This is a genomic window from Brachybacterium fresconis (assembly GCF_017876515.1).
In the GTDB taxonomy this organism is placed as follows: domain Bacteria; phylum Actinomycetota; class Actinomycetes; order Actinomycetales; family Dermabacteraceae; genus Brachybacterium; species Brachybacterium fresconis.
Genome location: NZ_JAGIOC010000001.1, coordinates 86,968 through 102,679 on the forward strand (window position 1 = coordinate 86,968; position 15,712 = coordinate 102,679).

Consider the following 15,712-nt stretch of genomic DNA (forward strand, 5'->3'; position numbering starts at 1 on the left):
TCAGACCTCCGCGCCGTTGCCGTCACCGTCGCGGGAGCCGGGCACCCGCAGGAGCAGGGAGATGACGCCGCCCACGGCCGCGAGCGCGCCCACCCACCCCAGGGCGCTCGGCAGGGCCGTCGTCACCGAGGCGGCGACCAGCAGGAGGAACCCCCCGATCAGCGCGGTCCAGGACCACAGGGTGCCGGAGGAGGGCTGGGGGAGATCGGGATCCGGCGGCTCGAAGTCGCCGTAGAGCACCTCGTCGTCGTCGAGCTCGCGCGGACCCGCCGCGCCGCGCAGGCCGTCGATGCCGTCGCGGGGGCCGGCGGCCGGATGCGCCGCGCGCGAGCGGGCTCGGGACTCCGCGCTCGGCGGCTCCGGCGGGGAGTCGGCGCTGGGGGACCGGAGATCGTCGTCGGCGAAGGGGGCGCGGCCGTCCTCCGGGGTCTGCGGTGCCGCCGGTTCCCGCGGGGCGTCCCCGGGCCCCAGCGTCATGCCCTCGTCCTCGAGCATGCGGGCGAACTCGGCGTCGACGTCGCGGGGATCGGGCGCGCCGGACCGCTCCGGGGTCATCGGGCACCTCCCGCCGTGGCAGGGACGTGCCGGGCCAGGAAGCGGGCGGAGGTCTCGAACAATCGGGGCGCATCGTGATCCAGCGGGGCCAGGTGATAGCTGTGCGGCAGGCTGAGCCGCTGCACCGGCCCGCTCACCCCGGCGGCGACCAGATCGCTGTCGTGCGGCGGGACGGTGTGGTCGGCGCGGGAGGTGGCCAGCAGCAACGGCACCTGCACGTCGGCGAGACAGCGGCGGGTCCGGGAGAACAGGCGACGCAGCTGGGCGACCGCGCGCAGCGGCGTGCGCTCGTACGCCTCCTCGACCACGCCGTCCCGGGCGACGTCGGACCCGATCCCGTCGACGGTGCGCACCAGCGGTGCGAGGAGCCCGGCGGCTCCCGCGACCGCCGGAAGGGTCATCCCGGGATTGACCGCCACCAGGGCCGCGAGGCGTCCGCGGAGCATCGGGTCCTGCGCCAGGGCGAGAGTCAGCGCGCCGCCCATCGACAGCCCTCCCACGGCGATCGGCCCATGGCGCTCGGACAGCTCCAGCGCCGCCTCGCGCACGTGCCCGTACCAGTCCTGCCACCGCCGGGCCTCGAGATCCTGCCAGGTGGTGGCGTGACCGGGCAGCAGCGGCAGCTCCACGGCCCACCCGCGATCGGCGTGGTCCCGGGCCCAGGGGAGCATCGACTGCGGGCACCCGGTGAATCCATGGCACAGGAGCAGACCGCCGCGCGGGTTAGAGTGACCCCGCGCGCGCCACGGGCGGGACAGTTCGCTGAACGCCATGGGTACATCGTCGCACCCGCGCCGCCGTGCTTCATCCCCGTCCGAGACCCCCGGCTCCCCGGGGCCTGCGCCTGAGGAATCCGCTGTGCTGTACGAACTCGCCAAACCCGTCGTCATGGGCGTGGTGGGGGTGCTCTGGAACCCCACGATCACCGGGGTCGAACACATCCCCGAGCACGGCGCCGTCATCCTGGCCTCGAACCACCTGGCCTACTCCGACACCGTGTTCCTGCCCGGACAGGTGCGCCGCACCGTGCACTTCCTGGGCAAGTCCGACATCTTCGCGGGCCGTTCCCCGCTGAACAAGGTGGTCGCCCGGGTGATGCGCGGCCTGGAGGTGATGCCGGTGGATCGTACGGGAGGTGATGCCGCCGGCTCCGCGATCGAGGCGGGCCTGAGCGTGCTGCGGGCGCAGAAGGTGCTAGGGATCTACCCCGAGGGCACCCGCAGTCCCGACGGCCGCCTCTACCGCGGGAAGACAGGGGTGGCCCGCTTCGCGCTGGCCACCGGGGCCCCGATCATCCCGGTCGCGATGCTCGGCGCCTTCGAGGCGCAGCGCGGACGGCGCATCTTCCCCCGGCGCACGCCCCGGGTCCGCGCCGTGCTCGGGCAGCCGCTGGACGCCGCGGAGATCGCCGGCTGCCTCGAGGGCGCCGAGGAGGCGCAGATCCTGCGGACGGTGACCGACGCCGTCATGGATCGCATCCAGGAGCTGTCGGGCCAGGAGCGCAGCGAGGAGTACGCCGCCGACGTCAAGCGGCGCCTGCTCGCGGGCAAGCGCGGGGACGCCCCGGATCGCGAGACCGGTCCGACCGGATGAACTCACGAGGGGGCCGTCGACTGTGGTCCTGCCCACTGGGATCCTGCCGCCGTCGGGCGATGGACTGCGTACCCTGTGGGAGTGACTCAGTACAGCCCCGACGCTCCCGCCCGCGCCCACGACTTCTCGCTGTCCTCGGCCGACGACGGCCTGGCGGCCCTGGGCGCGTGGCGCGAGTATCCGCGGGTCCAGCAGCCGGTGTGGCCGGACGAGGATCGGTGCAGCCAGGTCTTCGACGACCTGCGCTCCGCCCCGCCGCTGGTGTTCGCCGGCGAGGTCGACGTGCTGCGCGATCGCGTCGCGGCCGCGGCCCGCGGCGAGGCGTTCCTGCTCGCCGGCGGGGACTGCGCGGAGACCTTCGCCGACTCCACCGCGGACCGGATCCGCAACAAGATCCGCACCATCTTGCAGATGTCCGCCGTGCTCACCTACGGCGCCTCGGTGCCGGTGGTGAAGATGGGCCGGATGGCGGGGCAGTTCGCCAAGCCGCGCTCCTCGGACGAGGAGACCCGCGACGGCGTCACCCTGCCGACCTACCGCGGTGACGCCGTCAACGCCTACGCCTTCACCCCGCAGGACCGGATCCCGGATCCTCGTCGCCTGTGGCAGATGTACACCACCAGCGCCTCCACGCTGAACCTGCTGCGTGCCTTCACCGGGGGCGGCTTCGCCGACCTGCGCGAGGTGCACTCCTGGAACCGCGGGTTCACCTCGGGGACGGGGTACGACCGCTACGAGGAGCTGGCCGCTCAGGTCGACAAGGCGATCCGCTTCATGGACGCCATCGGGGCGGACTTCGACTCCCTCAAGGTCGTCGAGTTCTACGCCTCGCACGAGGCGCTGCTGCTGGACTACGAGGAGGCGCTGGCCCGCATCGACTCCCGCAGCGGGGAGATCTACGGCTGCTCCGGCCACTTCCTGTGGGTCGGTGAGCGCACCCGTCGGCTCGACGGCGCGCACGTGGACTTCATGGCGCGTCTGCGCAACCCCATCGGGGTCAAGCTCGGACCGGACGCCTCGGTCGACGATGCCCTGCGCCTGGTCGACCGGCTCGACCCGGAGCGCGAGCCCGGACGGCTGACGTTCATCACGCGGATGGGGGCCGGGAAGATCCGTGACCGGCTCCCGGCCCTGGTGGAGGGGGTGCGCGATGCCGGGGCGGAGGTCGCCTGGGTGACCGACCCGATGCACGGCAACACCATCACGTCCTCGAACGGGTACAAGACCCGTCGTTTCGAGGACATCCTCGACGAAGTGGTCGGCTTCTTCGAGGTCCACCAGGGACTCGGCACGGTCCCCGCCGGCCTGCACATGGAGCTCACCGGTGATGACGTCACCGAGGTGCTGGGCGGCAGCGGCGAGATCGACGAGGAGGGCCTGACCCGGCGCTACGAGACCCTCGTCGACCCGCGCCTGAACCACCAGCAGTCCCTCGAGCTGGCCTTCCTGGTCGCGGAGATGCTCTCGCGTCGCTGAGCCCGCTCCCGCCCGGACCCTCGCGGCGCCGGCACGCCCCGTGGGGTGCGCCGGCGCCGTCGTGCGCGGGATGCTGCGGCCCGCGGGGGTGGCGCTTCCCGGCACGCGGTACGACGCGGGCGGAGACCGGCGAGGTGCTCAGAACACCGTGATCGTGATCGCGGAGCCCTTGGCCACCTCGGTCCCGGCCGCTGCGGACTGCTCGTAGACCAGCCCGAACACCGGCTCCCCCCGGTCGTGCTGCACGGTCACGTCGAAACCGGCGGCCTCGAGGGTCTTCTTCGCCTCGGCCTCCGGCTTCTCGAAGACGTCCGGGACCGTCACCATCTCGGGGCCGAGGGAGGTCACCAGGGCGACGGTGTCGCCGCGGTGGCCCGTGCCGGAGGCGGGGGACTGGGAGATGACCGCCCCGGCGGGGACGGTCGCCGAATGGGCCGAGGACGCCGTCACGGTGAACCCGGCCGATTCCAGGGCGCTGCGAGCGGACTCGCCGCTCCTGCCGGTCTGGTCGTCGATGGTGATCGGTCGCGGACCCTGGGAGACGACCACGAGCACCTCGCCGCCCGCGGGCAGCGCCTCGGCCTCCTGGGATTGGGAGATGATCTCTCCGGCCGGGACGGTCTCGGAGTACTCGGAGTCCTCCTCGACGAGCTCCAGGCCCAGCTCCTCGATCTCCTGGGCGGCGGATTCCCGCTCGGTGCCGACCAGGTCGGGGACCGGGAAGGTCTCGACGCCCTTGGAGACGACCACCTCGATGCTCGTGCCCTTCTTGACGGTGGTCCCCGCTCCCGGGTCGGCGTCGATGATGTGCCCGGCCGGGACGGTCTCGTCGAAGGTCTCCTGGGTGGTCACCCCCAGGTCGGAGGAGGCCAGCACGGCCTCGGCGTCGCTCAGCTCGGTGCCGGCCAGCACCGGGATGGTGCGGTCCGCACCGGGGCCGGTGTTGAGGTACCAGTCGCCGCCGGCCCAGGCACCGGTGCCGAGGGCGGCGACCATGCTGAACGCGGCGAGCACGGCGACCGGGCGCGAGCGCCGCCGGGTGCCGGGCGGGAGGTGGCGGCCGCGACGCCCCCGCGGCGCCCGCATCACCACGGTCCGAGGTCCGGCATCCTCCTCGCCGGTGCCCTCGCCCCCGTCCGCGCCGTCGGCCCGGGTCGCGTCCCCGCCCTCGCCCTGGTCCTCGTCGTCGGACCCGGTCGGCGCCCCCGCGGTCCCCGTCTCGGCCGTGGCCTGCGGGGCATCGTCCCCCGCCTGCGCGACGGGGTCCTCCCCGTCGGCGGGGGGCAGCGGAGTCGACGGCGCGGCGTTCTCGGAGTCGGAGAGGAGGCCGGCGGGGAAGGCGCGCGGGCCGCTGCGCAGCTCGGCCACGACGTCCTCGAGCGGAGAGGTCGGTCGTGGCACGTCCCCGGTGTCGCCGTCCTGGCGGAGGACGGGCCGCTGCTCGAGGACCGGTCCCGGCAGGGAGGCGGTCAGCTCGCGCACGGCGGCGAGCAGCTCGGCGGCGGTCGCGGGACGCTGCTCGACGACCCGGGACGCGGCCCAGGTGACGAGGGAATCGAGCTCCCTCGGCACCCCGGTCACCAGGGTCGAGGGCGCCGGGATGTCCTCGTGGACGTGCTGGAAAGCGATGTGGACCGGCTGCTCGCCGACGAACGGCTGACGACCGGTGAGCATCTCGAACAGCACCACGCCGAGCGAGTACAGGTCGCTGCGTTCGTCGCTGTCCCCGCGGGTGACGACCTCGGGGCTGATGTAGGCGACGGTGCCGAGCAGGGTCGCGCTCGCCGAGGAGTTGCTCGCCCCGATCGCCCGGGCGAGGCCGAAGTCAGCGACCTTCACCACGTCGTCGGGGTCCAGCAGGATGTTCTCGGGCTTGATGTCGCGGTGGACGATGCCGGCGTCATGCGCGGCCACCAGGGCCTCGAGCACCTGCGCGGTCACCTGGAGCGTCTCGCGGATGCGCAGGCGGCCCCGCTCGACCAGTCGCGCCCGCAGGGTCTCGCCCTCGACCAGCTCCATGGCGAGATAGATGCGGTCCTCGTCCTCGCCCTGGTCGAAGACTCCCACCACGTTGCGGTGCGCGAGCCGGGCGGCGGAGCGCGCCTCCCGGCCGAACCGGCGCCGGAAGTCCTCGTCCGCGGCGAGGTGGGGATGCATGATCTTCAGGGCGACCACCCGGTCGAGGCGCTCGTCGTGCCCGCGATGCACCGTCGCCATTCCGCCGCGCGCGATCTGCTCCTCGACCCGATAGCGGTCGTCGAGGAGCAGGCTGATGCCGGGGGAAGTCGACGTCGCCGCGCTCACGCCCTCAATCTAGACGGTGACCGAGCACGGGGTCCGGACCGACACACGGTCGTCGGGGACCAGAACGGTGAGATGCGTCGTGCCGTCCCGCCCGGGCGGCGCGGCGGGTGCACGCGTCGGCCCGGCATGGCACTCTGGTGTCGTGACCGACCTCGACGACCTCATCACCGACTGGCTGACCCTTCCCGACGTCGCGCGGCGCCTGGATCTGGAGATCTCGCGCGTCCACCGCCTGATCGAGGACGGGGAGCTGGTCGCCGTCCGGCGCGGCGACCCCGTCCGGCGCGTGATCCCGGCGGACCTGCTGACCGACGACGGCGTCGCGCCGCACCTGAAGGGCACGGTGACCCTCCTGCGCGATGGCGGCTTCGACGACGTGGAGCTGCTGACCTGGCTGTTCACCGACGACGCGTCGCTGCCGGGGCGACCGATCGATCAGCTGCGCAGCGGCCAGCGCGGTGAGGTGCGGCGCCGCGCCCAGGCGCTCGCCCTCTGACCTCGGCCCGACTCCGGGCCGCACGCCGCCCGGGCCCGTCGGACCTCAGGCGGGCAGCGACTCGACATCCGTGGCGAGCTCGGCGAGCGCGGACAGCCCGGTCCTGCCGAGCACGCCCATCCCCGCCGCGTCCTCGAGCAGTTCACGACCGCGGCGGGCACGCTCGCGCACCTCGTCCGCGACCGAGAGGACGGCGCCGGTGGAGACCATGAGGTCATGGGCGGCGGCGATCTGGGCCGGCGCGGCATCGGGCCGGCCGACCACCCCGTCCAGCAGTGCCCGTCCGGCGTCGTCGGCTGCGGCCTCCGCCCGGGCCAGCAGCACCGTGCGCTTGCCCTCGAGGAGATCGCCCCCGATCGGCTTGCCGGTCTCGTCCTGATCGCCGACCACGCTGAGCAGGTCGTCCCGCAGCTGGAAGGCCGTCCCGACCTCGATCGCCCAGGCGGAGAGCCGCTCGAGCCCGGCGTCGGTGGCGCCCATCAGCGCCGCCCCCACACGCACGGGCCGCAGCACGGTGTACGGCACGGTCTTCCACCGGATCACCGCCAGCGCGGCCTGCTCCGCATCCGGCGCGGAGGCGAACCCTCCGGCCTGGTGCAGGATGTCCAGGAACTGTCCGGACATCACCTCGGTGCGCAGATCGTCGAACTCACGCCGTGCCCGGGTGGTGCAGGAAGGGTCCCCGTCGACGGAGGCGGCGAGCTGCTCGGCCCAGGTCAGCGCCAGGTCCCCGAGGACGATCGCGACGGCGACGCCGAAGTCCTCGGACGATCCGGCCAGGCGCTCGCGGTCGTGGCGAGCCGCGGCGGCGGCATGAAGAGCCGGCCTGCCGCGGCGGAGCGGGGAATGATCGATGACGTCGTCGTGCATGAGAGCGGCGGCCTGGACCAGCTCGATCGCCGCCCCGCAGCGCGCGAGGGCCTCGATCTCGTCCGTGCTGGGCTCGCGGCCCAGCGCGGCCACCCCGCCCCAGAAGCAGAATCGCGGGCGCAGCAGCTTGCCGCCCTCGAGGTAGGAGGCCAGGGAGTCCACCAGCGTCGCCGTCTCGGGGGAGATCTCCGCGAGGGAGCGCCGACGGGTCTCGAGCTCCGCCTGCGTGATCTCCGCGACCCTCACGATCAGGTGCTCGTCGAGCTCGCGTGCGCGGTCGCCGGTCGGCGGCATCTCTGCTGTGGACATCGACCCTCTTTCTCTCGCCCGGACACGTCGATCCTCCCATGTCCGCCTGACCGGCCCCGGCGTTCTGCGTTCTCGTTCCTCCACAGGCGCCCTTCGTCCACAAAGCAGCACCGGGGTCTGCCACCCGGCGCGACGGTGCACCACGGTCGGACCATGACGACGAACACCCCTCCCGCCGATCCCGATCGCCGACACCTGGATGTCGAGGACCCCTCCGAGCTCCTCGCCGAGACCCGGATCTGCCTGCGCCGGATCCCCACCGACTGCCTGATCCTGCTCAGCAGCGGACCGGGGCATCCGCCGATGCTGACCACTTCTGACCTGGAGCCGCTGCTGGGCACCACGGGGTGCGATTCCCTCGTCCATCACCTCTCTCAGGTGCAGGAGCGCGGCGGCACCCGGGCCCACGCCCTGATCGTGCTCGGGGACGGGTATCAGGCGCTGCCCGACGACCTCAGCGACGACGTCGCGGTGCTGGCCTCCGCCCGCCTGCTGCTGTCGGCCGCCGAGATGCCCGGCGGTCCCTTCGACATCGACTCGGCCTGGGTGGCCGGGGGCGGCCGGTGCCGCCAGGTCATCCGCGGTGCCCCCGACGGCGTCGAGGAGCGTTTCTGGATCTCCCCGCCCGAGCCGCTGCGGCAGTTCTCCGAGACCTGCGCGGCCGCGGGCGAGGTGTTCACCGGGCGCCCGATCCCGCAGCCGCCCCGTGCGGAGCCCGAGCTCGCGAGGGCCGCGAGCCGCCTCCGCCTGGAACGCACCGAGATCTCGGCGGCCTGCGACCCCGGTGAGCTGTTCGCGGCGGCCCGGGACGCCCTCGGGCGCCTCGGGGCCCGCGGCGGCGAGGACGAGGACGAGTCCTTCGTGACGGACTGTGAACTGGTCGCCGAGCTGCTCTCGGTCGTCGCCGTCGACCGCCTCCATTGGGAGCTGTTGGCGCAGTGCGTCGAGCACGGCAACGCGGGCCGCATCGGCCGCGACGAGCTGCTGCAGATCCTCGTGCGCGAAGCGCGATGGCAACCGGATCCGGATGTCTGTGCAGGTGGAAGCTGGTACGTGGCGCTTCAGCGGCTCCGGGTCGTCGCCGAGAGGGCAGGCGAGGAGCTGCCCGTCCCTCAGCGGGGCATCGCGCGGGAGGCATGGCGCGCTCTGACCACTCTGCTGGTGATGCTGGCGTGGTGGAACCACCGATTCGCGACGGCCGGCAGTCTCGTGGACGAGCTGCGAGAGCGTGAACCGGGCTCGACTCTGGCACCCTTGCTGGCACGCATGACCGACACGCCGATCTTCCCGGCCTGGTGGCCCAGCACCTGACGCAAGGATCATGGGCGCGTCGCACCGGGAAGCAGTCAGGAGGAGCCGATGACCGTTCTCGGAGCTCTGGACCGGAGCACCGCGACCGGCGCCTCGCAGCCTCGAGCTGACACGCAGCCTCGGGCCGCGCGCTCCGCGTCGGCCCCGACCCGTCCCGTCGAGCCGCCGCCGAGGGTGACGGGGGCCTGGAGGCCCGATCACGGCGTCGGGGATCGCTGCTTCGCCCGGATCGGAGACCTCGAGCTCGACAGCGGAGCCGTGCTCGAGGACGTCACCATGGCGTACGAGACCTGGGGGACGCTCGCCGCCGACGGCGGCAATGCCGTGCTCGTCCTGCACGCGCTGACCGGGGACTCCCACGTGCGGGGGCCGGCTGGGCCGTCCCACGCGAGCCCCGGATGGTGGGAGGAGATGGTCGGTCCCGGCCGCCCGATCGACACCGACCGCTACTTCGTCGTCGCCCCCAACATCCTGGGCGGCTGCCAGGGCAGCACCGGTCCCAGCTCCCCGGGCGCGGACGGGCGGGCGTGGGGCTCCCGCTTCCCTCTGCTGACCGTGCGCGACCAGGTCGAGGCCGAACGCCGTGTGCGCGAGTGGCTCGACATCCCGCGCTGGGCCCTCGTGATCGGCGGCTCGATGGGCGGGATGCGCGCGGTCGAATGGGCCGTGTCGCATCCGGACGAGGTCGAGCGACTCGCGGTCATCGCGACCTCGGCGCGCGCGACCGCCGACCAGATCGCCTGGAACAGCGCACAGATCGCCGCGATCCGGGTCGACCCCGGATTCCACGGGGGCGACTACTACGACCTCCCCGATGCGGTCGGCCCTCAGCAGGGCCTCGGGATCGCACGGCGCATCGCCCACACCACCTACCGAACGGCCGCCGAGCTCGAGAGCAGGTTCGGCAACCAGCCCCAGAGCGGCGAGGACCCCTTCGACGGGCAGGGGCGGCACCAGGTCACCAGCTACCTCGATCATCATGCGGGCAAGCTCTCCCGGCGCTTCGACGCGAACTCCTACCTGGTCCTCGCCCAGTCGATGAACACCCATGACGTCGGCCGGGGCCGTGGCGGCACGGCAGCGGCCCTGGAGAGCGTGCGGGCACGCACTCTCGTGGTCGCCATCGACTCGGACCGGCTGTTCCCGCCCGACCTGGTCGCCGAGATGGCGCGGCACATCCCCGACGCGGCCTGGCACGTGGCGAGCTCACCGATCGGCCACGACGCCTTCCTGCTCGCCCATCCGGATCTGGCCGAGTGGATCCGCACCCTGCTGGATGACTAAGCTGGGTCGATCAGCACGGGGTCCCCGCAGCGGGACCCGGCCGGAATCGTCCCGAGGGGGAGCAGGCGGATGACCATCGTCGTGGGGTACTCGCCGTCCGGACAGGGTGCGGCCGCTCTCCGCGCAGGCGTCCGCTCGGCCCGGCGCCGGGGCGAGGACCTGGTCATCGCCTCCTATCAGAGCGGGGATGACGGCCGGGGTGCGCCGTCCGAGCAGGAGGTCCGCGCCGCGCTCGCCGAGATCGACGCGGAGGGGATCGAGGTGAGCGTGCGCCCCCGGTCGGACACCGACATCGGGGAGTTCCTGCTGGCCGTGGTCGAGGAGGTCTCGGCCTCGCTGATCGTGATCGGTCTGCGCCGCAAGTCCCCGATCGGCAAGCTCAACCTGGGGGCCGCCGCTCGCCGCGTCGTGCTCGGCGCGCCGTGCCCGGTGCTTGCCGTGAAGGACGATCATGGGGCCGATGCGGACACTCGCGTCGGTGCCTGACGGGCCGCCCCGCGCGGTCCTGGGAATATTGACGCGGCGAGGACGTTATACTCGTGAGGCTTGACGGCACCGTGCCTTCGTGCGCCATGAAACCGGGACTCCCGGGACGACGGCGACGAGCGCAGTCCGCGAGCCGCGCCGTGATGACCGATCGCCCGAGTGTGGCGGTGCACCCCAGGGAGCACTGCCGGAAGAAGGAACTCTGTGACCTCCTCCAAGACTGCTGAGACCGCCACCGACACGACCACCGAGGTGGCCGGGTCCGGGACGGACGCATCCTCGAAGCGCACCCCCGCCAAGCGCACCCGCAAGACCACCGCCAAGAAGGCCGCCCCGGCGAAGGCCGCCAAGGACACCGCCTCGGAGGAGACCGAGGAGGTCGAGGACGAGGCGGAGGATGCCGAGGTCACGAAGAAGACCTCGGAGACCGACGCCAAGGTCGAGGCCTCCGGCGGGTTCGTCTTCAACGCCGCCGAGGACGACGCCCCGGCCCAGCAGGTCGTCACCGCCGGTGCGACCGCCGACCCGGTCAAGGACTACCTCAAGCAGATCGGCAGGGTCGCGCTGCTGAACGCTGCCCAGGAGGTCGAGCTCGCCGAGCGCATCGAGGCCGGCCTGTACGCCGAGCACCAGCTCAAGGGTGACGAGTCGATGGTCCGGACCAAGGCCGGTCGTGAGCTCGCCATGATCGTCGAGGACGGCCGCGCCGCCAAGGACCACCTGCTCGAGGCCAACCTGCGCCTGGTCGTCTCCCTCGCCAAGCGCTACACCGGCCGCGGCATGCTGTTCCTGGACCTCATCCAGGAGGGGAACCTCGGCCTGATCCGCGCGGTGGAGAAGTTCGACTACTCCAAGGGCTACAAGTTCTCGACCTACGCCACCTGGTGGATCCGTCAGGCCATCACCCGCGCGATGGCGGATCAGGCCCGCACCATCCGCATCCCGGTGCACATGGTCGAGGTCATCAACAAGCTCGCCCGGGTCCAGCGCCAGATGCTCCAGGACCTCGGCCGCGAGCCCACTCCGGAGGAGCTCGCCAAGGAGCTGGACATGACGCCCGAGAAGGTCGTCGAAGTCCAGAAGTACGGCCGCGAGCCGATCTCCCTGCACACCCCGCTGGGCGAGGACGGCGACAGCGAGTTCGGCGACCTCATCGAGGACTCCGAGGCGGTCGTCCCCGCCGATGCCGTGAGCTTCACGCTCCTGCAGGAGCAGCTCCACTCGGTGCTGGACACCCTCTCGGAGCGGGAGGCCGGAGTGGTCTCGATGCGCTTCGGGCTCGAGGACGGCCAGCCCAAGACCCTGGACGAGATCGGCAAGGTCTACGGGGTCACCCGTGAGAGGATCCGCCAGATCGAGTCCAAGACCATGTCGAAGCTGCGCCACCCCTCGCGCTCGCAGGTGCTGCGCGACTACCTCGACTGAGGCCGACCCTCCCGCAGGCCCTCGACGGCGCCGGTGACCCCTCCGGGGGTCCCGGCGCCGTCGCCGTGCGCGGGCTCCGGGAGGGTCGGCCCGGAGGACTGGGCGTCCCATCGGGACCTGCGCCCGGGCCATGCTCGCCCGGCGTCCCCGGGCGCCTGGGGCTCTGCAGGGCAGGGGCCCGGGACCCGACCCGCGGCCGGGCACCGGCACTTCCGGGGTCAGCCGCACCGCCCGTGCGGAGCAGCTCCGGGATCTCCGAGGTCCGGTCGACCGAGGGTCGGGCGATACGACCGAGGGCGCCCACCGATCGGTGGACGCCCTCGGGCATGTCGTGGGGGGAGAGGATCAGTCCTCGACCGGCACCGGCTTCGCGTGGAGTCGTTCGGTCTCGTCGATGACCTCGGAGGCGACGCCCTGCAGAGCGTCCTGGTGGGCGCGGGCGTGATGCGCGCAGAACATCAGTTCACCGCCGGCCTCCAGGAGCACCTTGACGTACGCCTGGGCGCCGCAGCGGTCGCAACGGTCGTGAGCGGTCAGCCGGGGGGCTTCAAGAGTCAGGTTCATGACTCTTTTCTAGCATCGGACGTGCGGGAAGGGGAGGGCTTCGCGCCGTGGTTCGCTGGGGGCGCAACACCCTGTGAGCGGTGCCGCAATGCCAGGATCCGGGCCTCCGGCCCCGTAGGATCCCAGGCGTGTCCCCTTCCACCGCATCGACGAAATCCGCCTACGACGCGCGCAACCTCCAGGTCCTCGAGGGTCTGGAGGCCGTCCGCAAGCGTCCGGGCATGTACATCGGCTCGACGGACTCCCGCGGTCTCATGCACTGCCTGTGGGAGATCCTGGACAACTCCGTGGACGAGGCGCTCGGCGGCCACGGCGAGTCGATCTCGGTGATCCTGCACCCCGATGCCTCCGTCGAGGTGCGCGATACCGGGCGCGGCGTGCCGGTCGACGTCGAGCCCCGCACGGGGCTCACCGGGGTCGAGGTGGTCTACACCAAGCTCCATGCCGGAGGGAAGTTCGGCGGCGGCTCCTACGCCGCCTCCGGCGGCCTGCACGGCGTCGGCGCGAGCGTCGTCAACGCCCTGTCGGGCCGCCTCGACGTCGAGGTGGACCGCGCGGGCAAGACCTACGCGATGAGCTTCCGGCGCGGTCAGGCCGGCGTCTTCGACGACGACGGCGGCGAGCCCGACCCCGAGGCTCCCTTCACCCCGGCGGCGGGCCCGGGCGAGCTGCGCGTGGTCGGCAAGGCCAAGCGCGGCGTGAGCGGGACCCGGGTGCGCTACTGGGCCGATCCCCAGATCTTCATCAAGGGATCGCACTTCGCGCTCGACGAGCTGCACCGCCGGGCGCGGCAGACGGCATTCCTGGTGCCCGGGCTGGAGCTGGCCGTCACCGACGACCGGCCCGAACGGCTGCCGGATCAGCCCGCCACCCGCACCTACAAGTACGACGGCGGTATCAGCGAGTTCGTCGAATACCTGGCCCAGGACCAACGGATCACCGATGTGGTCCGTCTGGAGGGCTCCGGCACCTACACCGAGACGATCCCGGTGCTCGACAAGAACGGCCACATGGTCTCCACGGACGTGGACCGCACCTGCGAGGTCGACATCGCGCTGCGCTGGGGAGCCGACTACGACTCGACCGTGCGCTCCTTCGTGAACATCGTCGCCACACCCAAGGGCGGGACCCACGTCGCCGGCTTCGAGCAGGCGCTGGTCAAGACCCTGCGCAAGCAGGTCGAGAACCAGGCGCGCCGGGTCAAGTTCAATGCCAAGAACGAGAAGATCGAGAAGGACGACACCCTCGCCGGTCTCACCGTCGTCGTCAGCGTCCGGATCGACGAGCCGCAGTTCGAGGGCCAGACCAAGGAGGTGCTCGGCACCCCCGCGATCCGAGCGATCGTCGCCAAGATCGTCGAACAGCGGCTGACCGACTTCCTGACCTCCTCCAAGAAGGGGGAGAAGGAGCAGGCGGCGCTGGTGATCGACAAGGTCGTCTCCGAGATGCGCGCCCGGATCGCCGCCCGCATGCACAAGGAGGTCTCGCGCCGCAAGAATGCGCTGGAATCCTCCACCATGCCCACCAAGCTCGCCGACTGCCGCACCCACGACGTCGAGCGCTCAGAGCTGTTCATCGTCGAGGGCGACAGTGCGCTGGGCACGGCGAAGAACGCCCGCTCCTCGGAGTTCCAGGCGCTGCTGCCGATCCGCGGGAAGATCCTCAACACCCAGAAGGCGTCCGTCACGGACATGCTCAAGAACGCCGAGTGCGCGGCGATCTTCCAGGTGATCGGGGCTGGATCCGGGCGCAGTTTCGATCTGGAGGCCGCGCGCTACGGCAAGATCGTGATGATGACCGACGCCGACGTCGACGGCGCCCACATCCGGACCCTGCTGCTGACCCTGTTCCACCGCTACATGCGCCCCCTGGTGGAGGAGGGCCGGGTGTACGCTGCCGTGCCGCCGCTGCACCGGGTGGAGATCATCCACGGCGGATCGAAGAAGAACGAACTGGTCTACACCTACTCCGAAGCGGAGCTGAACAAGCTGCTGAAGAACCTCGAGAAGCGGGGCAAGCGCTACAAGCAGCCGATCCAGCGCTACAAGGGCCTGGGCGAGATGGACGCCGACCAGCTGGCCGACACGACCATGGATCCGCACCATCGCACTCTGCGACGGGTCCGGATCGAGGACGCCGAAGCCGCCAGCGCCATGTTCGAGCTCCTCATGGGCTCGGAGGTGGCGCCTCGCAAGCAGTTCATCATCGAAGGGGCCGAGGAGCTCGATCTGGAGAGGATCGACGCATGAGCGTGGCCGTGCGGGTGATCCCCTGCCTGGACGTCGACGCCGGACGGGTCGTCAAGGGTGTGAACTTCCAGGGTCTGCGCGATGCCGGCGATCCCGTGGAGCTCGCCGCCCGATACGGCACCGAGGGTGCCGACGAGCTGACCTTCCTCGACGTCACCGCCTCCTCCGGCGGGCGGGAGACCATGATCGACGTGGTGCGGGCCGCCGCCGAGCAGATCTTCATCCCGCTGACCGTCGGCGGGGGAGTGCGCTCGGTCGACGACGTCGACCAGCTGCTGCGCGCCGGCGCCGACAAGTGCGGGGTGAACACCGCGGCGATCGGACGCCCCGCACTGATCGACGAGATCTCCCGCCGCTTCGGCAACCAGGTGCTGGTGCTCTCGATCGACGCCCGCCGCGTCACCGGGGACAGTCCGGCCGGCAGTGCCCGGACGGGCTCGGGCTTCGAGGTCACCACCCATGGCGGCCGACGCGGCACCGGGATCGACGCGATCGCGTGGATCCGCGAGGTCACCGAGCGCGGCGCCGGGGAGATCCTGCTGAACTCCATGGACGCCGACGGCACCGAGCAGGGGTTCGATCTCGAGCTGATCCGCCTCGCGCGGGAGGCCACGAACCTGCCGCTGATCGCCTCCGGCGGGGCCGGGAAGCCTGCCGATTTCCCCCCGGCCGTCCGAGCGGGAGCCGATGCCGTGCTCGCCGCGAGCGTCTTCCATTTTCAGCAGATGACCATCGCCGAGGCGAAGCAGGCCATGGCCGAGGACGGCATCACGGTGCGCTGAACGCACCG

Annotated in this window: 14 protein-coding genes; 9 read left to right on the top strand and 5 right to left on the bottom strand. The window is 72.0% G+C overall.

The features are described from left to right. Complete coding sequence (locus JOF44_RS00380) at positions 1-555, bottom strand: hypothetical protein (protein ID WP_209885957.1); 555 nt, start codon at positions 553-555, stop codon at positions 1-3. After that, positions 552-1,328 carry an alpha/beta hydrolase gene (locus JOF44_RS00385; RefSeq protein ID WP_209885959.1) on the bottom strand — a complete coding sequence of 259 codons (777 nt, stop codon included), beginning with the start codon at positions 1,326-1,328 and terminating at the stop codon, positions 552-554. The genes JOF44_RS00380 and JOF44_RS00385 overlap by 4 nt, the downstream gene beginning before the upstream one ends. Positions 1,329-1,413: 85 nt before the next feature. Between JOF44_RS00385 and JOF44_RS00390 the strand changes: the two genes are divergently transcribed. Both JOF44_RS00390 and JOF44_RS00395 read left to right on the top strand, forming a co-directional pair. Next, complete coding sequence (locus JOF44_RS00390; RefSeq protein ID WP_209885961.1) at positions 1,414-2,148, top strand: lysophospholipid acyltransferase family protein; 735 nt, start codon at positions 1,414-1,416, stop codon at positions 2,146-2,148. An 81-nt stretch (positions 2,149-2,229) separates the two neighbouring features. Beyond that, entirely contained in the window at positions 2,230-3,624 is a 1,395-nt protein-coding gene (locus JOF44_RS00395; RefSeq protein WP_209885963.1) for a class II 3-deoxy-7-phosphoheptulonate synthase, read from the top strand. Positions 3,625-3,762: 138 nt separating this feature from the next. Here the strand turns inward: JOF44_RS00395 and JOF44_RS00400 are convergent, their stop codons facing one another. Continuing rightward, positions 3,763-5,928 (bottom strand): PASTA domain-containing protein, encoded by a 2,166-nt coding sequence (locus JOF44_RS00400; protein WP_209885965.1) that lies wholly within the window; start codon positions 5,926-5,928, stop codon positions 3,763-3,765. Positions 5,929-6,070: 142 nt separating this feature from the next. Between JOF44_RS00400 and JOF44_RS00405 the strand changes: the two genes are divergently transcribed. Next, positions 6,071-6,424: an Rv2175c family DNA-binding protein gene (locus JOF44_RS00405; protein WP_209885967.1), complete on the top strand. Its 354-nt coding sequence runs from the start codon at positions 6,071-6,073 to the stop codon at positions 6,422-6,424. A 45-nt stretch (positions 6,425-6,469) separates the two neighbouring features. Here the strand turns inward: JOF44_RS00405 and JOF44_RS00410 are convergent, their stop codons facing one another. Then, on the bottom strand, positions 6,470-7,603 hold the full coding sequence (locus JOF44_RS00410) for a polyprenyl synthetase family protein (protein ID WP_209885969.1): 1,134 nt from the start codon (positions 7,601-7,603) through the stop codon (positions 6,470-6,472). A gap of 153 nt (positions 7,604-7,756) precedes the next feature. On the opposite strand from JOF44_RS00410, the gene JOF44_RS00415 reads away from it, so the two are divergent. From JOF44_RS00415 to JOF44_RS00430, 4 genes are all read left to right on the top strand, one after another. Continuing rightward, positions 7,757-8,914 carry a hypothetical protein gene (locus JOF44_RS00415; protein ID WP_209885971.1) on the top strand — a complete coding sequence of 386 codons (1,158 nt, stop codon included), beginning with the start codon at positions 7,757-7,759 and terminating at the stop codon, positions 8,912-8,914. A 48-nt stretch (positions 8,915-8,962) separates the two neighbouring features. Next, a complete protein-coding gene (metX, locus tag JOF44_RS00420; RefSeq protein WP_209885973.1) occupies positions 8,963-10,198 on the top strand; it encodes a homoserine O-acetyltransferase MetX in 1,236 nt (411 codons plus the stop codon). A 69-nt stretch (positions 10,199-10,267) separates the two neighbouring features. Continuing rightward, the gene (locus tag JOF44_RS00425) at positions 10,268-10,684 is read left to right on the top strand and encodes a universal stress protein (RefSeq protein ID WP_209885976.1); all 417 of its coding nucleotides are present in this window, start codon (positions 10,268-10,270) and stop codon (positions 10,682-10,684) included. A gap of 204 nt (positions 10,685-10,888) precedes the next feature. Further along, positions 10,889-12,109 carry an RNA polymerase sigma factor gene (locus JOF44_RS00430; RefSeq protein ID WP_342591617.1) on the top strand — a complete coding sequence of 407 codons (1,221 nt, stop codon included), beginning with the start codon at positions 10,889-10,891 and terminating at the stop codon, positions 12,107-12,109. A 345-nt stretch (positions 12,110-12,454) separates the two neighbouring features. On the opposite strand, the gene JOF44_RS00435 is transcribed toward JOF44_RS00430, so the two are convergent. Next, positions 12,455-12,673 carry a DUF7455 domain-containing protein gene (locus JOF44_RS00435; protein WP_209885979.1) on the bottom strand — a complete coding sequence of 73 codons (219 nt, stop codon included), beginning with the start codon at positions 12,671-12,673 and terminating at the stop codon, positions 12,455-12,457. Positions 12,674-12,801: 128 nt separating this feature from the next. Here JOF44_RS00435 and JOF44_RS00440 point away from each other — a divergent pair, with 128 nt between their 5' ends. After that, positions 12,802-14,922 (top strand): DNA gyrase/topoisomerase IV subunit B, encoded by a 2,121-nt coding sequence (locus JOF44_RS00440; protein ID WP_209885982.1) that lies wholly within the window; start codon positions 12,802-12,804, stop codon positions 14,920-14,922. After that, positions 14,919-15,704, top strand: a complete 786-nt coding sequence (gene hisF / locus JOF44_RS00445; RefSeq protein WP_209885985.1) for an imidazole glycerol phosphate synthase subunit HisF — start codon at positions 14,919-14,921, stop codon at positions 15,702-15,704. Before JOF44_RS00440 ends, hisF begins: the two co-directional genes overlap by 4 nt. Positions 15,705-15,712 lie beyond the last annotated feature (8 nt).